Annotated in this window: 23 protein-coding genes; 14 read left to right on the top strand and 9 right to left on the bottom strand. The window is 63.9% G+C overall.

The window, feature by feature from the left end:
- Position 1: 1 nt before the first annotated feature.
- The 4 genes from GR158_RS14610 to GR158_RS14595 form a co-directional block, all read right to left on the bottom strand.
- Positions 2-1,057 carry a MotA/TolQ/ExbB proton channel family protein gene (locus tag GR158_RS14610; protein ID WP_134645832.1) on the bottom strand — a complete coding sequence of 352 codons (1,056 nt, stop codon included), beginning with the start codon at positions 1,055-1,057 and terminating at the stop codon, positions 2-4.
- 109 nt (positions 1,058-1,166) lie between these two features.
- Entirely contained in the window at positions 1,167-1,967 is an 801-nt protein-coding gene (locus tag GR158_RS14605) for an inositol monophosphatase family protein (protein ID WP_134645834.1), read from the bottom strand.
- 179 nt (positions 1,968-2,146) lie between these two features.
- Entirely contained in the window at positions 2,147-3,262 is a 1,116-nt protein-coding gene (locus GR158_RS14600) for a tetratricopeptide repeat protein (protein WP_160871575.1), read from the bottom strand.
- Between the two features lie 9 nt (positions 3,263-3,271).
- A complete protein-coding gene (locus tag GR158_RS14595; protein WP_134645838.1) occupies positions 3,272-3,925 on the bottom strand; it encodes a thiamine phosphate synthase in 654 nt (217 codons plus the stop codon).
- Positions 3,926-4,017: 92 nt separating this feature from the next.
- On the opposite strand from GR158_RS14595, the gene GR158_RS14590 reads away from it, so the two are divergent.
- Complete coding sequence (locus GR158_RS14590; RefSeq protein ID WP_134645840.1) at positions 4,018-4,788, top strand: sulfite exporter TauE/SafE family protein; 771 nt, start codon at positions 4,018-4,020, stop codon at positions 4,786-4,788.
- A 59-nt stretch (positions 4,789-4,847) separates the two neighbouring features.
- The gene (locus GR158_RS14585) at positions 4,848-5,108 is read left to right on the top strand and encodes a helix-turn-helix transcriptional regulator (RefSeq protein WP_134645842.1); all 261 of its coding nucleotides are present in this window, start codon (positions 4,848-4,850) and stop codon (positions 5,106-5,108) included.
- 177 nt (positions 5,109-5,285) lie between these two features.
- On the opposite strand, the gene GR158_RS14580 is transcribed toward GR158_RS14585, so the two are convergent.
- Positions 5,286-5,456, bottom strand: coding sequence for a YdcH family protein (locus GR158_RS14580; RefSeq protein ID WP_134645844.1), 171 nt, complete (start codon positions 5,454-5,456; stop codon positions 5,286-5,288).
- Between the two features lie 217 nt (positions 5,457-5,673).
- Here GR158_RS14580 and GR158_RS14575 point away from each other — a divergent pair, with 217 nt between their 5' ends.
- The 6 genes from GR158_RS14575 to GR158_RS14550 all read left to right on the top strand — a co-directional run bounded on the left by GR158_RS14575 (position 5,674) and on the right by GR158_RS14550 (position 9,558).
- Positions 5,674-5,877, top strand: a complete 204-nt coding sequence (locus GR158_RS14575) for a YdcH family protein (protein ID WP_134645846.1) — start codon at positions 5,674-5,676, stop codon at positions 5,875-5,877.
- Between the two features lie 51 nt (positions 5,878-5,928).
- Positions 5,929-6,396, top strand: coding sequence for a 5-(carboxyamino)imidazole ribonucleotide mutase (purE, locus tag GR158_RS14570; RefSeq protein WP_134646227.1), 468 nt, complete (start codon positions 5,929-5,931; stop codon positions 6,394-6,396).
- Positions 6,393-7,451 carry a 5-(carboxyamino)imidazole ribonucleotide synthase gene (locus tag GR158_RS14565; RefSeq protein WP_160871574.1) on the top strand — a complete coding sequence of 353 codons (1,059 nt, stop codon included), beginning with the start codon at positions 6,393-6,395 and terminating at the stop codon, positions 7,449-7,451. The genes purE and GR158_RS14565 overlap by 4 nt, the downstream gene beginning before the upstream one ends.
- Positions 7,452-7,619: 168 nt before the next feature.
- A complete protein-coding gene (ykgO, locus tag GR158_RS14560; RefSeq protein WP_024271182.1) occupies positions 7,620-7,745 on the top strand; it encodes a type B 50S ribosomal protein L36 in 126 nt (41 codons plus the stop codon).
- A gap of 74 nt (positions 7,746-7,819) precedes the next feature.
- On the top strand, positions 7,820-8,440 hold the full coding sequence (locus GR158_RS14555) for a tetratricopeptide repeat protein (protein ID WP_160871657.1): 621 nt from the start codon (positions 7,820-7,822) through the stop codon (positions 8,438-8,440).
- Between the two features lie 89 nt (positions 8,441-8,529).
- Positions 8,530-9,558, top strand: coding sequence for an alpha/beta fold hydrolase (locus GR158_RS14550; protein WP_160871573.1), 1,029 nt, complete (start codon positions 8,530-8,532; stop codon positions 9,556-9,558).
- On the opposite strand, the gene pyk is transcribed toward GR158_RS14550, so the two are convergent.
- The gene (pyk, locus tag GR158_RS14545; RefSeq protein WP_134645855.1) at positions 9,545-10,984 is read right to left on the bottom strand and encodes a pyruvate kinase; all 1,440 of its coding nucleotides are present in this window, start codon (positions 10,982-10,984) and stop codon (positions 9,545-9,547) included. The genes GR158_RS14550 and pyk overlap by 14 nt on opposite strands.
- Positions 10,984-11,412, bottom strand: a complete 429-nt coding sequence (locus GR158_RS14540; protein WP_134646229.1) for a DUF1036 domain-containing protein — start codon at positions 11,410-11,412, stop codon at positions 10,984-10,986. The genes pyk and GR158_RS14540 overlap by 1 nt, the downstream gene beginning before the upstream one ends.
- Before the next feature lie 243 nt (positions 11,413-11,655).
- On the opposite strand from GR158_RS14540, the gene GR158_RS14535 reads away from it, so the two are divergent.
- The 3 genes from GR158_RS14535 to GR158_RS14525 all read left to right on the top strand — a co-directional run bounded on the left by GR158_RS14535 (position 11,656) and on the right by GR158_RS14525 (position 13,138).
- Positions 11,656-12,444 (top strand): N-formylglutamate amidohydrolase, encoded by a 789-nt coding sequence (locus GR158_RS14535; protein WP_160871572.1) that lies wholly within the window; start codon positions 11,656-11,658, stop codon positions 12,442-12,444.
- Positions 12,445-12,454: 10 nt separating this feature from the next.
- Complete coding sequence (locus tag GR158_RS14530; RefSeq protein WP_160871571.1) at positions 12,455-12,760, top strand: DUF1244 domain-containing protein; 306 nt, start codon at positions 12,455-12,457, stop codon at positions 12,758-12,760.
- Between the two features lie 111 nt (positions 12,761-12,871).
- Positions 12,872-13,138, top strand: a complete 267-nt coding sequence (locus tag GR158_RS14525; protein WP_134645861.1) for a DUF2312 domain-containing protein — start codon at positions 12,872-12,874, stop codon at positions 13,136-13,138.
- Between the two features lie 74 nt (positions 13,139-13,212).
- On the opposite strand, the gene GR158_RS14520 is transcribed toward GR158_RS14525, so the two are convergent.
- On the bottom strand, positions 13,213-14,976 hold the full coding sequence (locus tag GR158_RS14520; RefSeq protein ID WP_160871656.1) for a DUF882 domain-containing protein: 1,764 nt from the start codon (positions 14,974-14,976) through the stop codon (positions 13,213-13,215).
- 196 nt (positions 14,977-15,172) lie between these two features.
- Positions 15,173-16,699, bottom strand: a complete 1,527-nt coding sequence (locus tag GR158_RS14515) for a sigma-54 dependent transcriptional regulator (RefSeq protein WP_160871570.1) — start codon at positions 16,697-16,699, stop codon at positions 15,173-15,175.
- A gap of 165 nt (positions 16,700-16,864) precedes the next feature.
- On the opposite strand from GR158_RS14515, the gene GR158_RS14510 reads away from it, so the two are divergent.
- From GR158_RS14510 to GR158_RS14500, 3 genes are read left to right on the top strand one after another with little or no spacing between them, the layout of a single operon-like run.
- The gene (locus tag GR158_RS14510; RefSeq protein WP_134645865.1) at positions 16,865-18,712 is read left to right on the top strand and encodes a M3 family oligoendopeptidase; all 1,848 of its coding nucleotides are present in this window, start codon (positions 16,865-16,867) and stop codon (positions 18,710-18,712) included.
- Positions 18,713-18,739: 27 nt separating this feature from the next.
- Positions 18,740-19,900, top strand: a complete 1,161-nt coding sequence (locus tag GR158_RS14505) for an aminodeoxychorismate synthase component I (RefSeq protein WP_160871569.1) — start codon at positions 18,740-18,742, stop codon at positions 19,898-19,900.
- Positions 19,885-20,547, top strand: coding sequence for an aminotransferase class IV family protein (locus GR158_RS14500; RefSeq protein WP_246665656.1), 663 nt, complete (start codon positions 19,885-19,887; stop codon positions 20,545-20,547). The genes GR158_RS14505 and GR158_RS14500 overlap by 16 nt, the downstream gene beginning before the upstream one ends.
- The last annotated feature ends 113 nt before the right edge of the window (positions 20,548-20,660 follow it).

Below are 20,660 nucleotides of genomic sequence, written 5' to 3'. Positions count from 1 at the left end.
TCTATTCGCCCCCTGGAATCTTGGCTTTTTCAGCCTTCTCGGCCGTGCGCGCGACGAGGCGGTCGAGCGTGCGGCGCAGCGCCTTCGATTCCTCCTGCTGCGCCTCGATCCAGTCCCGCAGCATCTGCTGCTCGCTGCGCATGTTCTTCACGAGGCCCTGAATGCCCTCGGCGAGACTTGCCATCGCCGCCGTCGAACGGCTGCCGCCGCCATCCTGCGCGAGCTTGAGGATCTGTTCGGCCAGCGCCTGCACGTCGGCCGAGGATGAGGCTTCGAGCGCGCCGGCAATCGGCTGATGTTCGGAGCCGACATCGGTCACGGACGAGAGCCAGTTTTCCAGCTCCGTGTAGAAGCGGTTCTGCGCGCGGCCGGCCTGAAGGTCGAGGAAGCCGAGCACCAGCGAGGAGGACAGGCCGAACAGCGACGTGGAGAAGGCGGTGCCCATGCCCTGGAGCGGCGCGGACAGCCCCTCCTTCAAGGCATTGAGAATGTCGTTCGCCGTACCGCCGCCGGCATCGAGCGACTGGATCACCGAGCTGATCGAGCCGATCGTGCCGAGAAGGCCCCAGAACGTGCCGAGAAGACCGAGGAAGACGAGCAGGCCGATGAGGTAGCGCGAGGTATCGCGGGATTCATCGAGGCGCGTGGCGATGGAATCGAGAATGGAGCGCAGGGTCGTGGTCGACAGCGTCATCGAATGACGGCGGCCGATCAGTGCGCGCATCGGCGCCAGCAGCACCGGATCGCGCCCGACCTTCTCCGCGCTGCCGGCCGCACGGAAGGAGTTGAACCAGCGCACCTCCGGCCGCAGCGCCAGCACATGATTGAACACCAGCAGGATACCGATCAGCAGGACGCCGAGGATAAGGCCGTTGAGACCGGGATTGCTGAGGAACGCCGTCTGCGCCTGCCGGAAGAGGATGGCGGCCACGAAACCGACGATGATGAGGAAGATCACCATCGTCCAGAAGAAGGCCATGGGGCTTGAGAGTTTGTGCGGGTCGTCGTGCCCGGTCTCGTCGCTTCCGCCCCAGCCCGACAGCGCCAGCTTAGCCATATAGTCGCATCTCCGCTTCCTCGTCGGGGCGGAGACTAGTGGAAGATTGAGCCGAATTGAAGGGCTTGGCGGCAACAGCGGTGCATTCCTGCACCGCGTGTTTCACCCGTCAGCGTGCCGGTACGGGCCGCTGCACGACCTCGCGCAGCGCCTTGTGGATATATTCGTTGCCCGCGACGACAGTGCCGCTCGCCAGCACGGCGTTGCTGCCGTCGAGATCGGTTGCATAACCGCCGGCTTCGCGAATCAGGAGAACGCTGGCGGCGATGTCCCACGGCATGAGGTCGCGCTCCCAGAAACCGTCGAAACGCCCGGCCGCCACATAGGCGAGATCGAGCGAGGCAGAGCCAAGGCGGCGCACGCCGGCGACTTCGCCCATCACATGGCGCAGCTCGATGAGGAACTTGCCGTGGTTGACGTCGCCCAGATGCGGGATGCCGCAGCCGATGACGGCATCCGACAGGTTCTTGCGGGCCGCAACGCGCAGGCGGCGATCGTTGAGGAAGGCGCCGCCGCCGCGCTCGGCGGTGAAGAGCTCGTCCGTGCCGGGGTTCAGCACGACGCCCGCGACGATCTCGCCGTTGCGCTCGAGCGCGATCGAAATCGCGAAGAAGGGAATGCCGTGCAGGAAGTTCGTCGTGCCGTCGAGCGGATCGACGATCCAGCGATGCGCGCCGTCCGTGCCGATGATCTCCTCGGATTCCTCACCGAGGAAACCGTAGGTCGGGCGGGCCTTCATCAGCTCCTCGCGGATGAGCTTTTCAGCCTTGCGGTCGGCCTGCGAGACGTAGTCGCCCGGCCCTTTCAGCGAAACCTGCAGGTTCTGCACCTCACCGAAATCGCGTGCGAGCGACTTGCCGGCCTTGAAGGCGGCCTGAACCATGACGTTGAGAAGAGCGGAACGTGCCATGAAATGAATGTCCTTCGGGAATGTCCGGCGCATCGGGCGGCAAAAGCCGCAGCGCGAAAATGTACCGGGACCGGATGTGGGGCCTCAAGACCACAAATCCCCCGAAGTTTCAAGCCTCCAGCCTCTGCACGGCACGCAAAGCAGGGGAACCGATCGTGCAACAGGGTAAACGGGACCGCTCAGGACCCGGTGCGGAACTTGTTGGCGGCCGTAATCGCCGCCTTCTGCTGCGACTCTTCAAGACCCAGATAGAAGTCCTCCAGGGAGGGGTCGCTCAGCCCCGCGCGGCGCGCCAAAACGAACCACTTCGCCGCCTCGACGGGATCGGATTTCGTACCGATGGCGTGGATATAGAGCTGGGCGAGCTTGCTCTGGGCAACGGCGTTGCCGCCTTCGGCGGCCCGCTTCAGCCAGTTGAAACCGGCCTCGTAATCCCGCTCGCCGGCCGTGCCGTTCACCAGCCACATGCCGAGGTCGAGCTGCGCGGTATCGTAACCGGCGCGCGCGGCCCGCAACAGCCATTCGCGGGCACGCCTGGTCTTTTCTTCCGGCAGGTCCTTCAGGCTGATATAAATCTGCGACAGCGCATATTGTGCGTCCGCGATGCCCTGCTCGGCCGATTTCTCATAATAGGGCATAGCCTCGCGCAGACCCTTCTCGCCCGGACTGTCGGCCACGAGGACCTGCGCGTAGTTGAATTGCGCCGACGCATTGCCGAGATCGGCCGCCTTCTTCATCAGCTCGTCGGCCTTCTTGCGATCCTCCTTCGAGCGCGAGCGCTCCATCAGGAGCACCGCATATTTGAACATGCCGGTCGGGTCGCCGCCATTGGCGGCCTGCTCATACCAGAACATCGCCTGATCGCGGTTGCGCTTCACGCCAAGACCGCGGTCGAGGATTTCGGCGACCAGCGTTTGCGCGGCCGGGTCTCCCAGCTGCGCACGCGGCAGAGCCAGTTCCATCGCCGTCAGGTATCGGCCACGCTGGAAGGCGCCATAGGCCTCGTCGACTTTTCCGGTGAAAGGCTTTTCCGCTGGCAGGTCGGGAAGTTCCGCGCCCATGCGGTCCAGAACGCCCAGGCCGCCGGAAGGACCATCAGCCTGACCGCCCTTCTCGGCGGGCGTTGTGGACTGCGTCCCCGCCGCCGGCTGGTCTTCCTTTCCGGTATCGCCGGCAGTAACCGCAGGCCCTTTCTTCGCGACCTGCGCAATGGCCGGCGCGCACGTGAAAACGCCCGCGGCAAGAAGCGCCACCGGCACGATACGGCAAGCTTGCGAAAGGACGACCCTGATCATGAGCGGCTACTATTCCCCAAACCGTGGCGCTTTTTCGTCAAGCAGTGCATTTACGGCGGCAACGATGTGGGGCGCCTGTGCCGGCTCGGCAAAAACGGCCTTGTCGAGCGCCACGAACTCCGCGCCGCTTTCGGCGACAGCCAGCGCGGACTGCGGGTCCGTTCCGCCCAGCACGATGCAGGGGATTTCCACCATGGACGCCCACCATTCGGCGAGCGCCACATTCTTGGGATGCGCCTCCGGCTTGATGTCGCCGCCGATCTTGCCGAAGAAGATGTAGTCCGGCTGGATTTCGCCGATTTCCAGCGCCTTGTGGCGATCCGTGGCATTGCCGCCGCCGACGATCAGCTTGGGCGTGAATTTCTCGACGGCTTCGGCCAATGCCTCAAGTCCGCCGGTCACATGGATGCCGTCGGCTTTCGCACGGCCCGCGACGCGCGTGTCGCCGGCAACGAGTGCGGCCGCGCCCGCGTCCTGCACGATCTTCACCAGCACTTCCGCGTGCTTCTGGAACGCGCTATCGTCGAGGCCGTATTGCGGCAGGATGACCGACGCCACGTCACCGCCCTTCAGCGCGCCCTCCAGCATTGCCGCCCGCGCGGAAAGGTCATCGCCTTCCGGAAGGATCAGCACCAGGCGGCAGCGGTTTTCGACATCGGACATGAAAGGCACTTTCCTAGGATTTGCGATAGCCAGGCTCGTCATAACAGAACAAAGCGGATAGACGGAAGGACGAACAGGATCAACCGTCCGCAATGTCCATAGACCCTACCATCTATTACGCCGCCATTCCCGCTGTGCTTCTCGTCGGCCTCACCAAGGGCGGCATGGGCGAGGCGCTTGCCCTCATGGGCGTGCCGCTGCTCGCCATGGCCGTGCCGCCGGTCCAGGCCGCGGCGATCCTCCTGCCCATTCTCGTGGTGATGGATTGGGTGTCGCTCTGGATATGGCGCAAGCACAACAACCGCCAGCTCCTGAAGATGATGCTGCCGGGCGCCCTGCTCGGCATCGCCATCGGCTGGGCCACCTCGGCCTATGTGCCGCGCGATGCGCTACGCCTCATCATCGGCCTCATCACCGTGCTGTTCGTGCTGCGCTACTTCTACAACAGCTGGCGCGTCCGCCACGGCCACATCATCGAACCGAAGCCGCATCGCCTGCTGCCCGCGGCCTTCTTCGGCACACTTTCCGGCTATGGCAGCTTCGTCGCCCATGCCGGCGGGGCGCCCTTCCAGGTTTATGGCCTGCCGCTCAAACTGCCGCCGCGCGATTACACGGGTGCAGCCGTGCGGTTCTTCGCCATTCTCAACTTCATCAAGCTCGGCCCCTATTTCGCGCTCGGCCAGCTCGACACGACGAACCTGACCATCTCCGCGACCCTGGTACCGCTTGCAATTGCCGCCACGGCCTTTGGGGGCTTCATGGTCAAGCGCATGAAGCCCGAAGTGTTCTATCCCTTCATGTATTCCATGGCGCTGATCGCGGGCACGAAGCTCGTCTATGACGGCATCCTCGCCTTCACCTGAGAATTGCCGCGGCGCACAAAATACTTGCCGGAAATGCTGCTTTGCCATAGCGTTCGGCCATGGCGAACCCTGATCCCTTTGCGGCGATTGCCGATCCCAACCGCAGGTTCCTGCTGGAGGAATTGCGCCGGGCGCCACGCACCGTCAATGAATTGTCCGAGGGGTTGCCGATCAGCCGGCCGGCGGTGTCGCAGCATCTGAGGGCGCTGCTGGATTGCAATCTCGTCAGCGTGACGTCCGAGGGCACGAAGCGCATCTACGCGATCAATGCGAAGGGCTTCGACAGGCTCAACCTCTGGCTCGACCAGTTCTGGTCCTGAAACAGAACGCCCCAGCACGGAAATCCGGGTGCCAGGGCGTCACGACATCGATGATTTCTATTGCTGTATTTCCATTGTGGGAAGCGGTTTCGCGGAACGGGCTCCTACCCTGATCTTCCCATACAGACCGTCTGTTCCGCGACGTGCTCCCGAATATTCTCCGTGGAATTCCTGTCTTCAGTGTGCCGAGCGAAGCCGCTCGATCTCATCCTTGATGCGCAGCTTGCGACGCTTGATCTCCGCGATCGTCTGATCCTCCGAGGAGGGACGCGTGACCGCAGCATGCAGCTCTTCCTCCAGAGCGAAATGCTTCTTTTCCAGCGTAGCCAGGTGAGCCTCAATCGTCATGTGACAGTTCCTTCCTTTTGTTTTCACCCGGTCCAGCACGGACCGGATGGTCCAGGTTGCAACAAAGTCAGTGTGCCATTTCATTTTTCATTTGTCGAAGGCGAAAACGTGGCAAGGGATAACTTCCCGTTACCACGGGTTTCGTGATAGGAGCACGATTGATTGAGAATGGAGGCAAGCGGGCCAACCGCTGTTTCCAACGACGGGGAAAAGCAGCATGGCAGATCAGGACCAGGCGGAATTGCGGCTTGCGGTCGCACGGCTTCGCCAGGAGCATGAAGATTATGACGCAGCCATCAACGCCATGATCCAGACCGGCTGCGAAGCCCTGAGAATCCAGCGCATGAAGAAGAAGAAACTGGTCCTGAAGGACAAGATTTCCAAGCTGGAAGACCAGATCATTCCCGATATCATCGCCTGAACCGGACAAGACGCCTTGGACACCACAGAAACGCCCCCCGTCGCCATCATCATGGGTAGCCAGTCCGACTGGGAGACGATGAAGAATGCCGCCGACACGCTCGATGCGCTCGGCGTGGATTACGAGGCTCGTATCATTTCGGCGCATCGCACGCCCGAGCGGCTCTACAGCTTCGCGCGCGGCGCCAAGGCCGAGGGTTTCAAGATCATTATTGCCGGTGCCGGCGGCGCAGCGCACCTTCCCGGCATGGCCGCGGCCATGACGCCGCTGCCGGTGTTCGGCGTGCCGGTCCAGTCCAAGGCGCTTTCCGGCCAGGACAGCCTGCTGTCGATCGTCCAGATGCCGGCCGGCATTCCCGTCGGCACGCTCGCCATCGGCCGCGCCGGCGCCGTCAATGCTGCGCTGCTGTCGGCTGCGGTCCTGGCGCTCAACGACCCGGAACTCGCCCATCGCCTCGACGAATGGCGCGAGGCACAGACGAACACGGTGGCGGAATATCCCGTGGACGGCCCGCTATGACCGCGCGCACGATCGGCATCATCGGCGGCGGCCAGCTCGGCCGCATGCTCGCCATGGCGGCTGCACGTCTCAACCTGCGCACCGTGATCCTTGAGCCGCAGGCCGATTGTCCGGCAGCACAGGTGGCGAACGGCCAGATCGTCGCGGCCTATGACGACGCCGACGCGCTCGCCGAGCTCGCCCGCATCTGCGACGTCGTCACCTACGAATTCGAGAACGTGCCCGTCGCCGCCGCCCAGGCGCTGGCCGCCGCCGTTCCGGTCTATCCGCCGCCGCGCGCACTGGAAGTCTCGCAGGACCGGCTGGTCGAGAAAAGCTTCATCCGCGACTGCGGCATCCTCACCGCCGATTTCGCTGCCGTCGACAGCCAGGGCGACCTCGAGGCCGCCCTCGATCGCTTCGGCGGCGTCGGCGTGCTCAAGACGCGACGGCTCGGCTATGACGGCAAGGGGCAGCGCGTCTTCCGCTCGCCGGCCGAAAACCGCGATGGCGCTTTCGAGGCGCTGGGCGGCGTACCGCTGATTCTCGAAAGCCTCGTGCCCTTCGAGCGCGAGATCTCGATCATCGCCGCGCGCGATCGTGACGGCACCATCGCCTGCTACGATCCGGCGGAGAACGTTCATACCAACGGTATTCTCCACACCTCCACCCTGCCCGCCCGGGTGAGCGAGGCGACGGCGGATCTCGCCCGCAAGGCCGCCCGCGCCATTCTCGACAATCTCGGCTATGTCGGCGTTATCGGCGTCGAGTTTTTCGTGCTGCCGGATGGCGGGCTCGTGGCCAACGAAATCGCGCCGCGCGTGCACAATTCCGGCCACTGGACGGAAGCGGCCTGCGTGGTATCGCAGTTCGAGCAGCATATCCGCGCCATCGCCGGCCACCCGCTCGGCGACCCGCGCCGCCATTCGGATTGCGTGATGCAGAATCTCATCGGCGACGATATCGACGACGTTCCCGCCTGGCTCGCCCGCCCCGGCGTGCTCGTGCATCTCTACGGCAAGACGGAAGCCCGTCCGGGCCGCAAGATGGGGCATGTCACCCAGATTTTCGATTGAGAGAGGCTGGAAAACCGGCCATCGTCGCGGAAAACCCGGCGCCTGTGGTTGACAGCGGAAATGTCACGGGTTACATGCCTGCCCAACCTGAAAGCGCGCCCGAAACGGCGCGTTTTTGATTGAGGAAATCCGGCGAGTCCATCGCCCTGCAATACGCGGATCAGAAAAATGAAGATCAAGAATTCGCTCAAGTCGCTCAAGGCTCGCCACCGCGAGAACCGCCTTGTTCGCCGCAAGGGCCGCATCTACATCATCAACAAGCAGAACCCGCGCTTCAAGGCTCGTCAGGGCTGATCGCGTCTGCCTGTCCCCTCGTGCGGACAGTGATGATCGAAAAACTGTTTGAAGTTGCGCGCTGGCGGTTTACCATAACCGCCATGCGCTTTTTCTCGTTTCCCGTATTGCTCCTTTCGTTCGCCGTTGCCGGCACGGCTCCGGCCGCGGCATGGGCACAGCAGCCCGACAAGGTCTCCGTCGATCCATCGTCCGGCGGTGCCTTCACGACCCAGGCACAGCGCGTGGACAAGCTTTTCGGCGAGTTGAAGCGCGAGGGCGATCCCGACAAGGCGAAAGGCATCGCCAACCAGATCCGCCGCGAATGGCAGGATTCCGGCAGCGCCACCATCAACTTCCTCATCCAGCAGTCGGACAAGGCCGTCGAAGAAAACCGGAACGCCGCCGCGCTCGATTTCCTCGATGAGGCGATTCGCCTGCGGCCCGACTATGCGGAGGGCTGGAACCGGCGCGCCACGCTGCATTTCAAGATGGGCAACTATCGCAAGTCGATGTCCGACATCAACCAGGTCCTGCGGCTTGAGCCCCGCCACTTCGGCGCGCTCGCCGGCATGGCGGGCATCATGACCCAGACCGGGCGGGACGAGCTGGCGCTCAAGGCCTGGGAGCGTTTCCTCCTTGTCTATCCGACCGAGCGGCAGGCGCAGAAGGCGCTGGGTGAACTCGCCGAAAAGCTGACCGGACAGAGGACCTGACCCGCGGGTAATCCGCCATCGCTCCGTCCTCGTAGAATCGCTGTAGACCAGACAGCGTTATCCCCTTCTCCATGCAGCGCCGCGCCTCCATGCTGACAGCCCTCCTCGCCGTCCCCTTTGCCCTGGCGCTTGCCGGTTTTCTCTTCAGCGCATGGCAGACGCAGTCTCTCGAGCGGCGTTACGGCAATGTCGGCGAACGGATCGATATCGGCGGCATGCGCATGAACAGCGTGCTCGTGCCCGCCGGCGGAGAGGCCGACCTGCCGCCGATCGTTTTCATCCATGGCGCAAGCGGCAATCTGCGCGACCCCATGCACGCCTTCCGTCCGGCGCTGGAGGGCCGGGCCGACCTGCTATTTCTCGACCGGCCCGGCCACGGCTATTCCGACCGTGGCGGCCCTGAAAACGCTCGGCCCGACGGGCAGGCCCGCGCCATCGCCCGCCTGATGGAGGCACGCGGCATGGAGCGGGCGATCATCGTCGGCCACTCCTTCGGCGGCGCCATCGCTGCGAGCTTCGCACTGGAACATCCGGAGAAGACCGCCGGCCTGCTTTTCCTCGCCCCCGCGACCCATCCCTGGCCGGGCGGTGTCGACTGGTACTATGACATCGCGAAGCTGCCGGTGGTCGGCTGGCTGTTCAGCCATATCGTGGCGATGCCGGCCGGCCTTACGCGCATCGAAAGCGGATCGCTTTCCGTCTTCGATCCGAATCCGCGGCCGCTGGATTATGTCGATGCGACGGGCCCCGCCCTGGTGTTGCGTCCGGCGACGTTCCGCAACAATGCGATCGACGTTGCGAGCCTGCTTGACTATGTCCGCCGCGTGCAACCCCGCTATCGGGAAATCCGTACGCCCACGGTTATCGTCACGGGCGATTCGGACGGGATCGTCTACGAGGAAATCCATTCCCGCGGGTTGGCCCGCGACATTGCCGGATCGGAACTCGTCTGGATCCGCGACCTCGGTCACAAGCCGGATTACATCGTGACCGACCTCGCGATCGAGGCCATCGAAAAGATCGCCGGTCGCGATCGCGACCTCCAGGAATCAGCAAGGCGGGCCGAAGCCCGCCTTGCCAAGGACGTCACGGATAGCCTACGGCTCAGACGCCGCTGACGCCGTCGGCTCCGATATAGGCGATGCGCAGCATGTTCGTGGCGCCCGGTGTGCGCAGGGGAACGCCGGCCGAGATGATGATACGGTCGCCCGGCTTGCCGAACTCCTCGGCCACGACGATGCGGCAGGCGCGGTTGACCATGTCGTCGAGGTCCTCGGCATCGCCCGTGACGACGCAGTGCAGACCCCACACGACCGAAAGACGGCGGGCCGTCTCGATGACCGGCGACAGCGCCAGGACCGGAACCTCGGGCCGCTCGCGGGCAGCGCGCAGTCCCGTCGTGCCCGACGAGGTGTAGCAGACGATGGCCGACAGCTGCAGCGTCTCGGCGATCTGGCGTGCGGCAAGCGAGATGGCGTCGGCACCCGTGGCTTCCGGCGTCGAACGCTGCGCGTAGATGATGCCGGGATAATGCGGATCGCGCTCGACCGTGCTGGCGATGGACGCCATGGTGGAGACAGCCTCGATCGGATAGGCACCGGACGCGGACTCGGCCGAAAGCATCACGGCGTCGGCGCCTTCGAACACCGCGGTCGCGACGTCGGAAACCTCGGCGCGGGTGGGCACCGGCGCGGAGATCATCGATTCCAGCATCTGGGTCGCAACGACGACCGGCTTGCCGGCGCGGCGGCAGGCACGGATGAGCTGCTTCTGGATGCCCGGCACGGCTTCGAGCGGCATTTCCACGCCGAGGTCGCCACGCGCCACCATCAGCGCATCGGAAAGCTCGATGATTTCATCGATGCGCTCGACGGCCTGCGGCTTTTCGATCTTGGACATCAGGCCGACGCGGCCGCGCGCGATCTTGCGCACTTCCACGAGGTCTTCCGGGCGCTGGATGAAGGAAAGCGCGACCCAGTCGACGCTGCCGGTCGCCAGCACGGCGTCGAGGTCGACGCGGTCCTTCTCCGTGAGTGCGCCGACGCCGAGCAACGTATCGGGCAGGCTTACGCCCTTGCGGTCGGAAATCTTGGTGCCCGAAACGACGGTACAGACAATCGCCTTGCCGTCGGCGCTTTCGGCGCGAAGATGCAGCTTGCCGTCGTCGATGAGGAGCCGGTCGCCGGCCTTGACGGATTCCAGGATTTCCGGATGCGGCAGGAAAACGCGGGTGTTGTCGCCGGGCTCGTCGCGATTGTCGAGCGTGAAGGTCTGTCCGGGCGTGAGTTCTTCCGATCCCTTGGCGAACTTGCCGACACGCAGCTTCGGGCCCTGAAGGTCGGCGAGAATGCCGATCGGGCGGCCGCAGCGGGCTTCGACAGCGCGGATGCGGCTGATCAGCGTGCGCATGAGGTCATGGCTGGCATGGCTCATGTTGATGCGGAACAGGTCTGCTCCCGCCTCGTGCAGCTTCTGGATCATCTGCTCTTCAGCCGATGCGGGTCCGAGCGTGGCGAGGATTTTGACTTTTCTGTTCCGTCTCATCAGTTCTGGCTTTCCTGCGTGCCGGGCGTATCGGAAAGCTGTACCATCCAGCTTCCCTGCCGCCCCGTGTCATATTCCTTGAAGCCCATGCGCTGGAACCCGCGTGCGAAGCAGTCTTCGACACCGGTGACCTTGAACTCGTTTTCGGCGACGCACATGTTGACGTCACCGGTCCAGCGGCCGCCGCGGGCGGCGTCTTCGGCATAGAGATAATAGTAGCGCGATTGCAGCTCGCCCTCGATCAGCGTCGCGCAGGTCGTGGCGGGCACCTGCCACCAGCCTTCGCTGATCCAGCCCTCCTTGGCGCGATAGCCGATGGCGACGCCCACCAGGTTCTGGGTTCCGTTGCACACACGGAACTCCGCCTTTGCGGCATCGGGAACGGAAAGGGCGAAAAAAGCCGATGCGAGAAAAAGACCGGCCTGCAGAAGGCCGCTGGCTTTCGGGAAAAACGGGCGTTTGCTCTTGGTTCTCACGGCTTCCAATGGAACTCCGTTGATTTGAATATGCGCTTTCTTGCGACGGCGGGGCATGAATGTCAACGCAACACTAATCGATTACATTTTAACGACAACGCAGTGAATCCTTCCGGCGGGCGAGGCCACACTTCTTGCGGGCAACACCACCCCGTGCGATCAATCGGCTTGTGTGACACGCAGACGGCAAGAGACATGCTGGACCATCCTCCTTTCGAAATCATCGATGGCGACCTTTCACTCGGGCTCGTCATCCTGGCGGACCATGCCACCAATCTCCTGCCCGCGCGCTACGGCCGCCTCGGCCTGCCGGAAAGCGCCTTTGAGCGCCACATCGCCTACGACATCGGCGTCGAGGGCGTCGTCCGGGACCTCAACCGGCGTCTGAACGCGCCTGTGGTCATGAGCCGCTTTTCCCGCCTGCTGATCGATCCCAATCGCGGCGAGGACGACCCGACGCTCGTCATGCGCATTTCCGACGGCGCGATCGTTCCAGGCAATCACCCGATCACGCCGGAAGAATGGCAATATCGCCTCGATACCTATCATCGCCCCTATCACGATGCGGTGTCCCGCACGATCGCCGCCGTCACCGAGAAGACCGGCAAGGCACCGCTCGTCCTGTCCATGCACTCCTTCACACCCGCCTGGAAAGGTGTTGCGCGTCCCTGGCAGGTCACGGTGCTGTGGGATAGTGACCATCGTGCCGTACGCCCGCTGCTTGCGGCACTGGAGGCACCGGGCGACGTGGTGGTCGGCGACAACGAACCCTATGACGGCGCGTTGCGCGGCGACACCATGTTCCGCCACTGCATGAAGCCGGGGATCGCGCACGCGCTCATCGAGATCCGCCAGGACGAGATCGGCGATGCCGCGGGGATCGCGCGATGGGCCGATCGCCTGGCACCGATATTCGCGCGGTTGAATGCAGACGAAAGCCTGCACACATACGAGATATTCCCGTCCCGCACGGGACCTTACTGAGGCCGAGACCATGACCGAACTGAGCAAAGAGCAGCAGACCGAATTCGAGGCGGCCTCCTTCCGCCGGCTGGTGAAGCACCTGCGCGAGCGCACCGACGTGCAGAACATCGACCTGATGAACCTCGCCGGCTTCTGCCGCAACTGCCTGTCGAACTGGTATCGCGATGCGGCGAACGAAGCCGGCGTGCCGCTCGACAAGGAAAGCTCCCGGGAGATCGTCTACGGCATGCCCTATGAGGAATGGCGCGACCGCTATCAGCGCGACGCCTCCGACGCGCAGAAGACCGCCTTCGAGGCCAACCGCCCGAAGGAATAGGCGACACCGTTGCGAAAATCCTGAAGGACTGCGCGATAGGTCTTGATCTTGCCGGAAGTTCACGGCAAGTCACGGCGCTCACGAATTTCTAGCCCACCCAAGGAGAACATCATGTCGGATGCCCACGGCGTCGCACGCGACCAGCTTCGCGCTTTCATCGAACGCATCGAGCGTCTCGAAGAAGAAAAGAAAACCATCGCCGACGACATCAAGGACGTCTATGGCGAAGCCAAGGGTACCGGCTTCGACACCAAGATCCTGCGCAAGGTCATTCAGATCCGCAAGCAGGACAAGGACGAGCGCATGGAGCAGGAAGCCATCCTCGACACCTACCTGCAGGCCCTCGGCATGATCGAGCTGCCGCCGAACGCCGAATAAGCCGAAACATCAGTGCCAAGAAAAAACCCCGCGGATCGCTCCAGCGGGGTTTTTCTTTGAGGCGTGGGACGGGCCTAGTTTTCAGCCCGATCGAACTTGCGAACTTCCATGAAGTTCACCGCCGTTCCGCTGAAACGGCCCGAATCCACGGACCTGCCCTCCGGCTGGAAGCCGGCGAGATAGACCGTCGTCGGCGCGGCGCGCAACGTACGGCTGACGAAACGGGGCGCCTTGACCGGCTTGGCATTCGTCGAGACGCTGTCCTGGGCCAGCGCCCATTGCGACAGGATCTTCTGCGTTGCCTTCGGCTCCGTGCGGATGGCGCCGCGGTTTGCGGCTTCGGCATCCTTCTTCTTCGGACGTCCGCCCTTCGTGGGGATTTCCTCGGCCGCGGCATTGTTTTCGAAGGCATTGACGCCGGAAAGCGAGCGGGTCGCACTACGATCGGATGCAAGTGCTGCCATCTCGACCGGATCGCCCTCCACACCGGTGGCTGGCGAACCGAGCGCGGCAAGGCCGGAACGGTCGGCGGACGTCGGCAGCGCGACATCCGCTTCCGCGGCGGCCATCAGCGCCGTCTGCGACTTGTCGAGCTCGACCTGCGGACGCAGGCCCGGTACGGGCACCATCGCCAGTTCCTCCGCATCCTCCGTCGTCGCCTCGGCGGTCATGACGGTTTCAGGCTGGGCGTCCCCCGCCTGGCCGCGGGCACCGAGCGATACGGGAAGCGGAATCTTGTAGGCGGCGAGATCTTCGAATTCGGGCTTCTGGCCTTCCGTCGTCGCGGCTTCGAGGGCTGCCACGGCGCCGCTCGTCGTCGGCGCGACGAGGGCAAGCTCGCTTGCGGTCTCGTTCGACTTGAAGGCGGGACGGCTGCCCGGGACCGGCGCGGTGAAGGCGACTTCCGTTTCGGCCGCGACGGCGACAGGCTGCTCGGCCTGCTGTGTCGACTTCCGGCCAGATGCCGCGCCTTCGTCGAAGTCGTCGGCGATCGCCGTGGTGCTTGCGATCATTTCGGGTTCTTCATCCTCGTCGCCGCCTCCGCCGAACAGAGCGGCAAGGAAGCCGCCCTTGCGCTTGGACGCCGTCGGCGACGAACCGCCGCCCGCCACCTGGATGGCGTTCGAACCGACGCGGCGCTTGTAATCGGCCACGGCCTGCTCATAGCCCGGCAGAGGCCGCCCGTCCGTGGGCACGTGCATGGTCTTGCCATCGGGGAACAGCTGGACGAGTTCCTGGCGGCTCATGCGCGGCCATGCCCGCACGCTGCCGACATCGAGATGCACGAAGGGCGAGCCGGATGTCGGGTAGTAACCGACCCCGCCCACCTGGAATTTCATGGCGGTGGCGCGCAGCGTCGAGAGCTTCACGCCGGGAATGTAGAAGTCCATCGCCTTGCCGAGCATGTGCTGGCTCTTCTTGGCGACGCCCTTCGAGCGCGTGCGCAGCATCGAATTGGTCGCGGGCGAACGATAGGCGGAAACGACGTTGATATAACCCGTCGCGCCGGTCTTGCGGTAGACCTCCCAGACGAGGTCGAAGAGGCGCGGGTCCATCTTCGTCGGCTCGTTGCGGCGCCAGTCACGCAGGAAGTTGTTGAGCTGCTTGAGGCCGCGCTGATCGTAGCGCCCGTTGCGCTTGAAGGTGATCTCGGCCTTTTCCTTCGTATGGATGTAATAGAGCTTGAGCGTGCGGTTGCCGCTTTCGGCCTGGACCGTCGCAGGAATGGCCGCCGGCAGGACGAGCGCAGCCGAGAGCACAGCCGTGGTCACGACCTTGGGCAGCTTATGCAATACGGTCCTGCACAGGCTGCTCAGGGAGGTCCCCGTGCGCTTCATCGATGCGAACAAATTTGCCAACTCTTTCCCCGTCCGAAGGACAACGAGCGTCCGTTGCCTCAGATGAATGCCAAATGCGGTGAGAGCATGGCAAATCGGCCACACTCATCCTCGCGCACCCGTTATAGTGAACAATCCACTAACAGGGAATAAACGGCAATCAGGAAATCTCAAGTAACGGGGATTCCAGCAGTTTTTACGCAGCTTCCTTCATCGGATCGTCAGGATCGATGCCATAGTCCTTCAGTTTCCGGTAGAGAGTCGAACGCCCGATGCCCAATTTGCGGGCAACCTGACTCATCTGGCCATGATAGAACTTCAGGGCAAAGCGGATCAGTTCCTCCTCCACATCGGCCAGCTTGCGCACATGGCCGCCCCTGTCGACGCTCGCAATGGCGTTGTCGGGCGTCGTTTCCACGGGCTCGGCGGCGCGGAAATCCGGATAGACGCCGGGCAGGCGGCTGTCCATGGAATGCTCCGGCGCACGGGCCGCCACGGCTTCGAAATTCACCCCGCCGTTTTCCGCAAGGCCGTAGCCGGGAACCTGCGCCGCGATCTGCGGGAAGTCCGCGGCCGTCAGCTCATCGCCTTCCGCCAGAACCACGGCGCGGAAGATGGCATTTTCCAGCTGGCGGATATTGCCCGGCCAGTCATAGGCCGTCAAAAGCGCCATCGCGCCGGCCGATACGCCGAGCGGCCGGGCAAGCTTCTGTTCGCCTGCGAAGCGCTGGACGAAGGCACGCACCAGGACCGGGATGTCCTCCTTGCGGCGATGCAGCGCGGGGATCGTGATCGGGAAGACGTTCAGGCGATAGTAGAGGTCCTCGCGGAAGCGACCCTCGCGCACCTCGTTGATGAGGTCACGGTTGGTCGCCGAGATCAGACGCACATTGACCTTTTGCGGGAAACGCGCGCCGATCGTCTCGATCTCGCCCTGCTGCACGGCGCGCAGCAGCTTCACCTGCACTTCGAGCGGCAGGTCGCCGATCTCGTCGAGGAACAGCGTGCCGCCGTCGGCCTCCATGAACTTGCCGGTATGGCGCTCCGTCGCGCCCGTGAAAGCGCCCTTCTCGTGGCCGAACAGGATGCTCTCGACCAGATTGTGCGGAATGGCGCCGCAATTGACGGTGACGAAGGGCTTGTTGGCCCGGTCGCTCGCGGCCTGGATGGCGCGCGCCACCATTTCCTTGCCGACGCCCGACTCGCCTTCCAGCACGACCGGAATATTGGATTGCGCGGCGCGGCGGCCAAGCTCGATGACCCGCAGCATTTCCGGGCTCGCCGAGATGATGTCCTCGAAATGGATCGTCTCGGCCCGGTTGCGGCGCCCGGAGCGGCTGCGGCCTTCGCGCTGGTCCATCTTGAGCGCATTGCCGACGGCAACGCCCAGACGCTCCGGCGATACCGGCTTCACGACGAAATCGAAGGCGCCGGCGCGCATGGCCATGACGACCGTCTCGATGCCGCCCTGCCCCGTCTGCACGATGACGGGAATGGTGTTCTCGCGCTCGGCGAGCACTTCGAGAAACGCCGTACCGTTCATCTCCGGCATCATCAGGTCGAGCAGGATCACATTGATCAGGCCGCCCTTGCGATCGAGCAGATCGAGGCCCGCGCGGCCGTTTTCCGCCATATGGGCGACATGGCCGGAACGCTCGATCATGTTCTTGAGAAGCCGGCGCTGGACAGGATCGTCATCGATGACAAGAATATGGGCCGTCACTGGAACCTCCTTGCCTAAGGCATGCGTCATGCGTGCCCCGGGAAACTGAATACCGGTGGACCTTGGCAGAAAGGGTTGAACATGCCGTTTTGAGAAAGGCTTGCATTTTAACCATTGCCGACGCAAGCAGGACGCCGATCTGCCCATTCTGGAAGAGAGATAGAGATGACCCGCAATTTCCCCGAGCCCCGGATCACCTTCGCCCCGGCCGAAGCCGCCGCAAGCGCCGAACTGGGCGACCTTCCCGGCTGGAACCTCACCGATCTCTATCCTTCGCAGACTTCACCCGAATTCCAGGCCGACATGAAGAAGGCCGAAACCGATACGCTCGCCTTCGAGGCCAGATGGAAGGGCAAGCTCGACGCCGCCACCGAAAAGACCGGTGACGAGGGCATCGGCGCGGCGGTGCGCGAATTCGAGGCACTGGAAGACGTGATGGGCCGCCTCATCTCCTTTGCCGGCCTCACCTATTTCACCAATACGACCGAGCCGGCCAACGGCAAGTTCTACGGCGACATCCAGGCGAAGCTGACCGACCTCGGCGCGCATCTCCTGTTTTTCTCCCTTGAACTCAACAGGATAGCCGACGACCGCATAGAGGCCGCGCTGAAAAACGATGCGCTGGCAGCGCACTATCGCCCGTGGATAGAGGACCTGCGCAAGGACAAGCCCTACCAGCTCGACGACAAGACGGAACAGCTCTTCCTCGAGAAGTCCATGACGGGCGCGGCCGCCTGGAACCGCTTGTTCGACGAGACGATGGCATCGCTGCGCTATACGATCGACGGGGAAGAACTGCCGCTCGAAATCGCCCTCAACCAGTTGCAGTCACCTGACCGCGACGCCCGCCGCAAGGCAGCCGAGGCGCTGGCCAAGACGTTCAAGGACAACATCCGCACCTTCACGCTGATCACCAACACGCTCGCCAAGGACAAGGAAATCTCCGACCGCTGGCGCGGTTTCGCCGACATCGCCGACAGCCGCCATCTCGCCAATCGGGTCGAGCCCGAAGTCGTCGCGGCGCTGGCGGAAGCCGTGCGCAACGCATATCCGCGCCTGTCCCATCGCTACTATGCGATGAAGGCGAAGTGGCTCGGAATGGAGCAGATGGAGTTCTGGGACCGCAACGCGCCGCTGCCGGAAACGCCCGACGCGGTCATTCCGTGGAACGAAGCCCGCGACACCGTTCTTGCCGCCTACGGCGCCTTCGCGCCTGAAATGGCCGATATCGCCCGGGAATTCTTCGACAAGGGCTGGATCGACGCGCCGGTTCGCCCCGGCAAGGCTCCGGGCGCCTTCGCCCATCCCACCGTTCCGTCGGCGCATCCCTATGTGCTCGTCAACTACATGGGCAAGCCGCGCGACGTGATGACGCTCGCCCATGAACTCGGGCACGGCGTGCATCAGGTTCTGGCCGGCGGCCAGGGCGCGCTGATGGCGTCCACGCCGTTGACGCTGGCCGAAACCGCTTCGGTCTTCGGCGAGATGCTGACCTTCCGCAGCCTGCTCGACAAGACCAAGGACAAGCGCGAACGCAAGGCCATGCTCGCCCAGAAGGTCGAGGACATGATCAACACGGTCGTGCGCCAGATCGCCTTCTACGAATTCGAGCGCAAGGTGCACACCGCCCGCAAGGAAGGCGAGCTCACGTCCGATCAGATCGGCGAACTCTGGCTCTCCGTGCAGGAAGAGAGCCTCGGCCCGGCGATCCGCATTTCCGAGGGCTACGAGACCTATTGGGCCTATATCCCGCACTTCATTCACTCGCCGTTCTACGTCTATGCCTATGCCTTCGGTGATTGCCTCGTGAACTCGCTCTACGCCGTCTACAGCCAGGCCGAGGCGGGCTTCCAGGCGAAATATTTCGACCTGCTGAAGGCCGGTGGAACCAAGCATCACACGGAGCTTCTCAAGCCCTTCGGTCTCGATGCGAGCGATCCGTCGTTCTGGAGCAAGGGACTGTCGATGATCGAGGGGCTGATCGACGAACTGGAAGCGCTTGATAAGGCGTAATCGAAACGGAAGCCGGACGCCGCCCGCATGACCGACCGCGAACGCTTTGTGCTCCTCAGGGACGACCGCGAGGACCGGACGGTGGTTTTCGCCGATCCGCTGGCAGTCGTTACCGTGCGGGACCGCGCCGGGTTCGAGCCGGCCTTCGCGGCGCTTCAGGCTGCGCAGGCGAAAGGCCACTGGATCGCCGGCTTCATGAGCTATGAGGCCGGCCATCTCTTCGAGGAGAAGCTCGCCCCCTTTGCCGAGGAACACCGCCCGACGCCGCTGATGAGCTTCGGCATCTTCGAAAAACCAGCGGCGGATGGCCACCCACTGGCAAGACCACGCCAGCGCACCGAAAACGAGCCGTTCCTGACAGAGCCGAAGGCGGACTGGAATTTCGAGAGCTACCGCAGCCGCTTCGACCGCCTGCACCAGCATCTGCGGCAGGGCGACTGCTATCAGGCCAACCTCACCATGCCGATCCGCGCGCGCTGGAACGGCGATCCGCTTGCCGCCTTCTGGTCGCTGATCGAACGCCAGCCGGTGCGCTACGGCGCCTTCGTCTCTCTCGACGGCCCGCAACTGCTGTCCCGTTCGCCGGAACTCTTCTTCGACATCGACAACGACGGCTGGATCGAGACGCATCCCATGAAGGGCACGGCCGCGCGTGGCGCGAGTGCGGCCGAAGACGCCAGCATCATCGCCGCCATGCAGGCCGATCCGAAGTCGCAGGCGGAAAACCGCATGATCGTCGATCTGCTGCGCAACGATATCTCGCGCATCACCGAGGTCGGCACCCTGCATGTGCCGAAACTCTTTGCCGTCGAGACCTATCCGACGGTGCACCAGATGGTGAGCCATGTGCGGGCGAAGCTCACGCCCGGCACCACCATTCGCGAGATTTTCGCCGCGCTCTTTCCCTGCGGCTCGATCACGGGCGCGCCGAAGATGCGCGCAATGGAGATCCTGCACGACCTGGAGGACGGCCCGCGAGACGCCTATTGCGGCGCAATCGGCTTCATCGCTCCCGATGGAACCATGCGCTTCAACGTCGCCATCCGGACGGTCTCGCTGTTCGAGGACGGCAACGCGGTCTTCAACGTCGGCGGCGGCATCGTCTTCGATTCCACCGCTGAAGCGGAATATGAGGAATGCCTGCTCAAGGCACGCTTCGCCGTGGGGGACCAATGGATATCTCGCTGATCGAGACCCTGCGCTTCGAACCCGGCACCGGTTTCGTGCGGCTGGAAAGGCATCTGGCGCGCTTGGAGCGGTCGGCGAAGGCGCTCGGCCTGCCGGGAGCGGGAAAGGCGCACGACGCCCTGTTTGCCGCGCTACCCCCCTCTGCCCTGCCGGGTATCTCCCCCACAGGGGGGGAGGCACAGCAACCGCCGTATCTCCGCATCCGCCTCGAACTCTTCGCCGACGGCCGGATCGACGTGCAGACCGCAGCCTTCGTACCTCTTGCGGCGGATGCCGTCTGGCGCGTCAAGCTCGCGACCACTCGCCTGGCCTCCGACGACCCGCTACTGCGCCACAAGACCTCCCGCCGTGGCCTCTACACTGCGGCCCGCGCCGAATTTCCCGCAAGCGAGGCGGACGAGGTCATCCTGCTCAACGAGCGCGGCGAGCTTTGCGAGGGCACCATCACCTCGCTCTTCCTCGATGACGGCTCCGGCATCCTGAAAACGCCTCCGCTGGCATCGGGCCTGCTTGCGGGGGTGCTGCGGGAAGAGCTGCTGGAGAGCGGCCGGGCCGTCGAAGCTGTGCTGCACCCCGATGACATCGAAAAGAGCGACGTCCTGGTGGGCAATTCGCTGCGCGGCCTCATCCGGGCACGCCTCGCCTGAGGCTGGAATTACCGGTGCTTCCAACCGGTTAAGAATATCGCCAAGGAATTCCGTAGCAATCTTTATTGTGACAGAAAACTGTGCTCTAGCGCTGACATATTATGCTATGGGGG

The organism is Shinella sp. AETb1-6 (assembly GCF_009826875.1).
Classification (GTDB): Bacteria; Pseudomonadota; Alphaproteobacteria; order Rhizobiales; family Rhizobiaceae; genus Shinella; species Shinella sumterensis.
Note: the sequence above shows the minus strand (reverse complement) of the source record. Positions and strands in the feature narration are given on the sequence as shown.

Bases quoted from the DNA above. Each gene is read 5' to 3' on its own strand.
- GR158_RS14550 (WP_160871573.1), top strand. From the start codon at position 8,530: ATGCTGACAGCCCTCCTCGCCGTCCCCTTTGCCCTGGCGCTTGCCGGT.
- GR158_RS14595 (WP_134645838.1), bottom strand. From the start codon at position 3,925: ATGTCCGATGTCGAAAACCGCTGCCGCCTGGTGCTGATCCTTCCGGAA.
- GR158_RS14575 (WP_134645846.1), top strand. From the start codon at position 5,674: ATGGCAGATCAGGACCAGGCGGAATTGCGGCTTGCGGTCGCACGGCTT.
- GR158_RS14530 (WP_160871571.1), top strand. From the start codon at position 12,455: ATGACCGAACTGAGCAAAGAGCAGCAGACCGAATTCGAGGCGGCCTCC.
- GR158_RS14510 (WP_134645865.1), top strand. From the start codon at position 16,865: ATGACCCGCAATTTCCCCGAGCCCCGGATCACCTTCGCCCCGGCCGAA.
- GR158_RS14590 (WP_134645840.1), top strand. From the start codon at position 4,018: ATGTCCATAGACCCTACCATCTATTACGCCGCCATTCCCGCTGTGCTT.
- ykgO (WP_024271182.1), top strand. From the start codon at position 7,620: ATGAAGATCAAGAATTCGCTCAAGTCGCTCAAGGCTCGCCACCGCGAG.
- GR158_RS14580 (WP_134645844.1), bottom strand. From the start codon at position 5,456: ATGACGATTGAGGCTCACCTGGCTACGCTGGAAAAGAAGCATTTCGCT.
- GR158_RS14565 (WP_160871574.1), top strand. From the start codon at position 6,393: ATGACCGCGCGCACGATCGGCATCATCGGCGGCGGCCAGCTCGGCCGC.
- pyk (WP_134645855.1), bottom strand. From the start codon at position 10,984: ATGAGACGGAACAGAAAAGTCAAAATCCTCGCCACGCTCGGACCCGCA.
- GR158_RS14525 (WP_134645861.1), top strand. From the start codon at position 12,872: ATGTCGGATGCCCACGGCGTCGCACGCGACCAGCTTCGCGCTTTCATC.
- GR158_RS14500 (WP_246665656.1), top strand. From the start codon at position 19,885: ATGGATATCTCGCTGATCGAGACCCTGCGCTTCGAACCCGGCACCGGT.
- GR158_RS14505 (WP_160871569.1), top strand. From the start codon at position 18,740: ATGACCGACCGCGAACGCTTTGTGCTCCTCAGGGACGACCGCGAGGAC.
- GR158_RS14585 (WP_134645842.1), top strand. From the start codon at position 4,848: ATGGCGAACCCTGATCCCTTTGCGGCGATTGCCGATCCCAACCGCAGG.
- GR158_RS14605 (WP_134645834.1), bottom strand. From the start codon at position 1,967: ATGGCACGTTCCGCTCTTCTCAACGTCATGGTTCAGGCCGCCTTCAAG.
- GR158_RS14520 (WP_160871656.1), bottom strand. From the start codon at position 14,976: ATGAAGCGCACGGGGACCTCCCTGAGCAGCCTGTGCAGGACCGTATTG.
- GR158_RS14600 (WP_160871575.1), bottom strand. From the start codon at position 3,262: ATGATCAGGGTCGTCCTTTCGCAAGCTTGCCGTATCGTGCCGGTGGCG.
- GR158_RS14535 (WP_160871572.1), top strand. From the start codon at position 11,656: ATGCTGGACCATCCTCCTTTCGAAATCATCGATGGCGACCTTTCACTC.
- purE (WP_134646227.1), top strand. From the start codon at position 5,929: ATGGGTAGCCAGTCCGACTGGGAGACGATGAAGAATGCCGCCGACACG.
- GR158_RS14610 (WP_134645832.1), bottom strand. From the start codon at position 1,057: ATGGCTAAGCTGGCGCTGTCGGGCTGGGGCGGAAGCGACGAGACCGGG.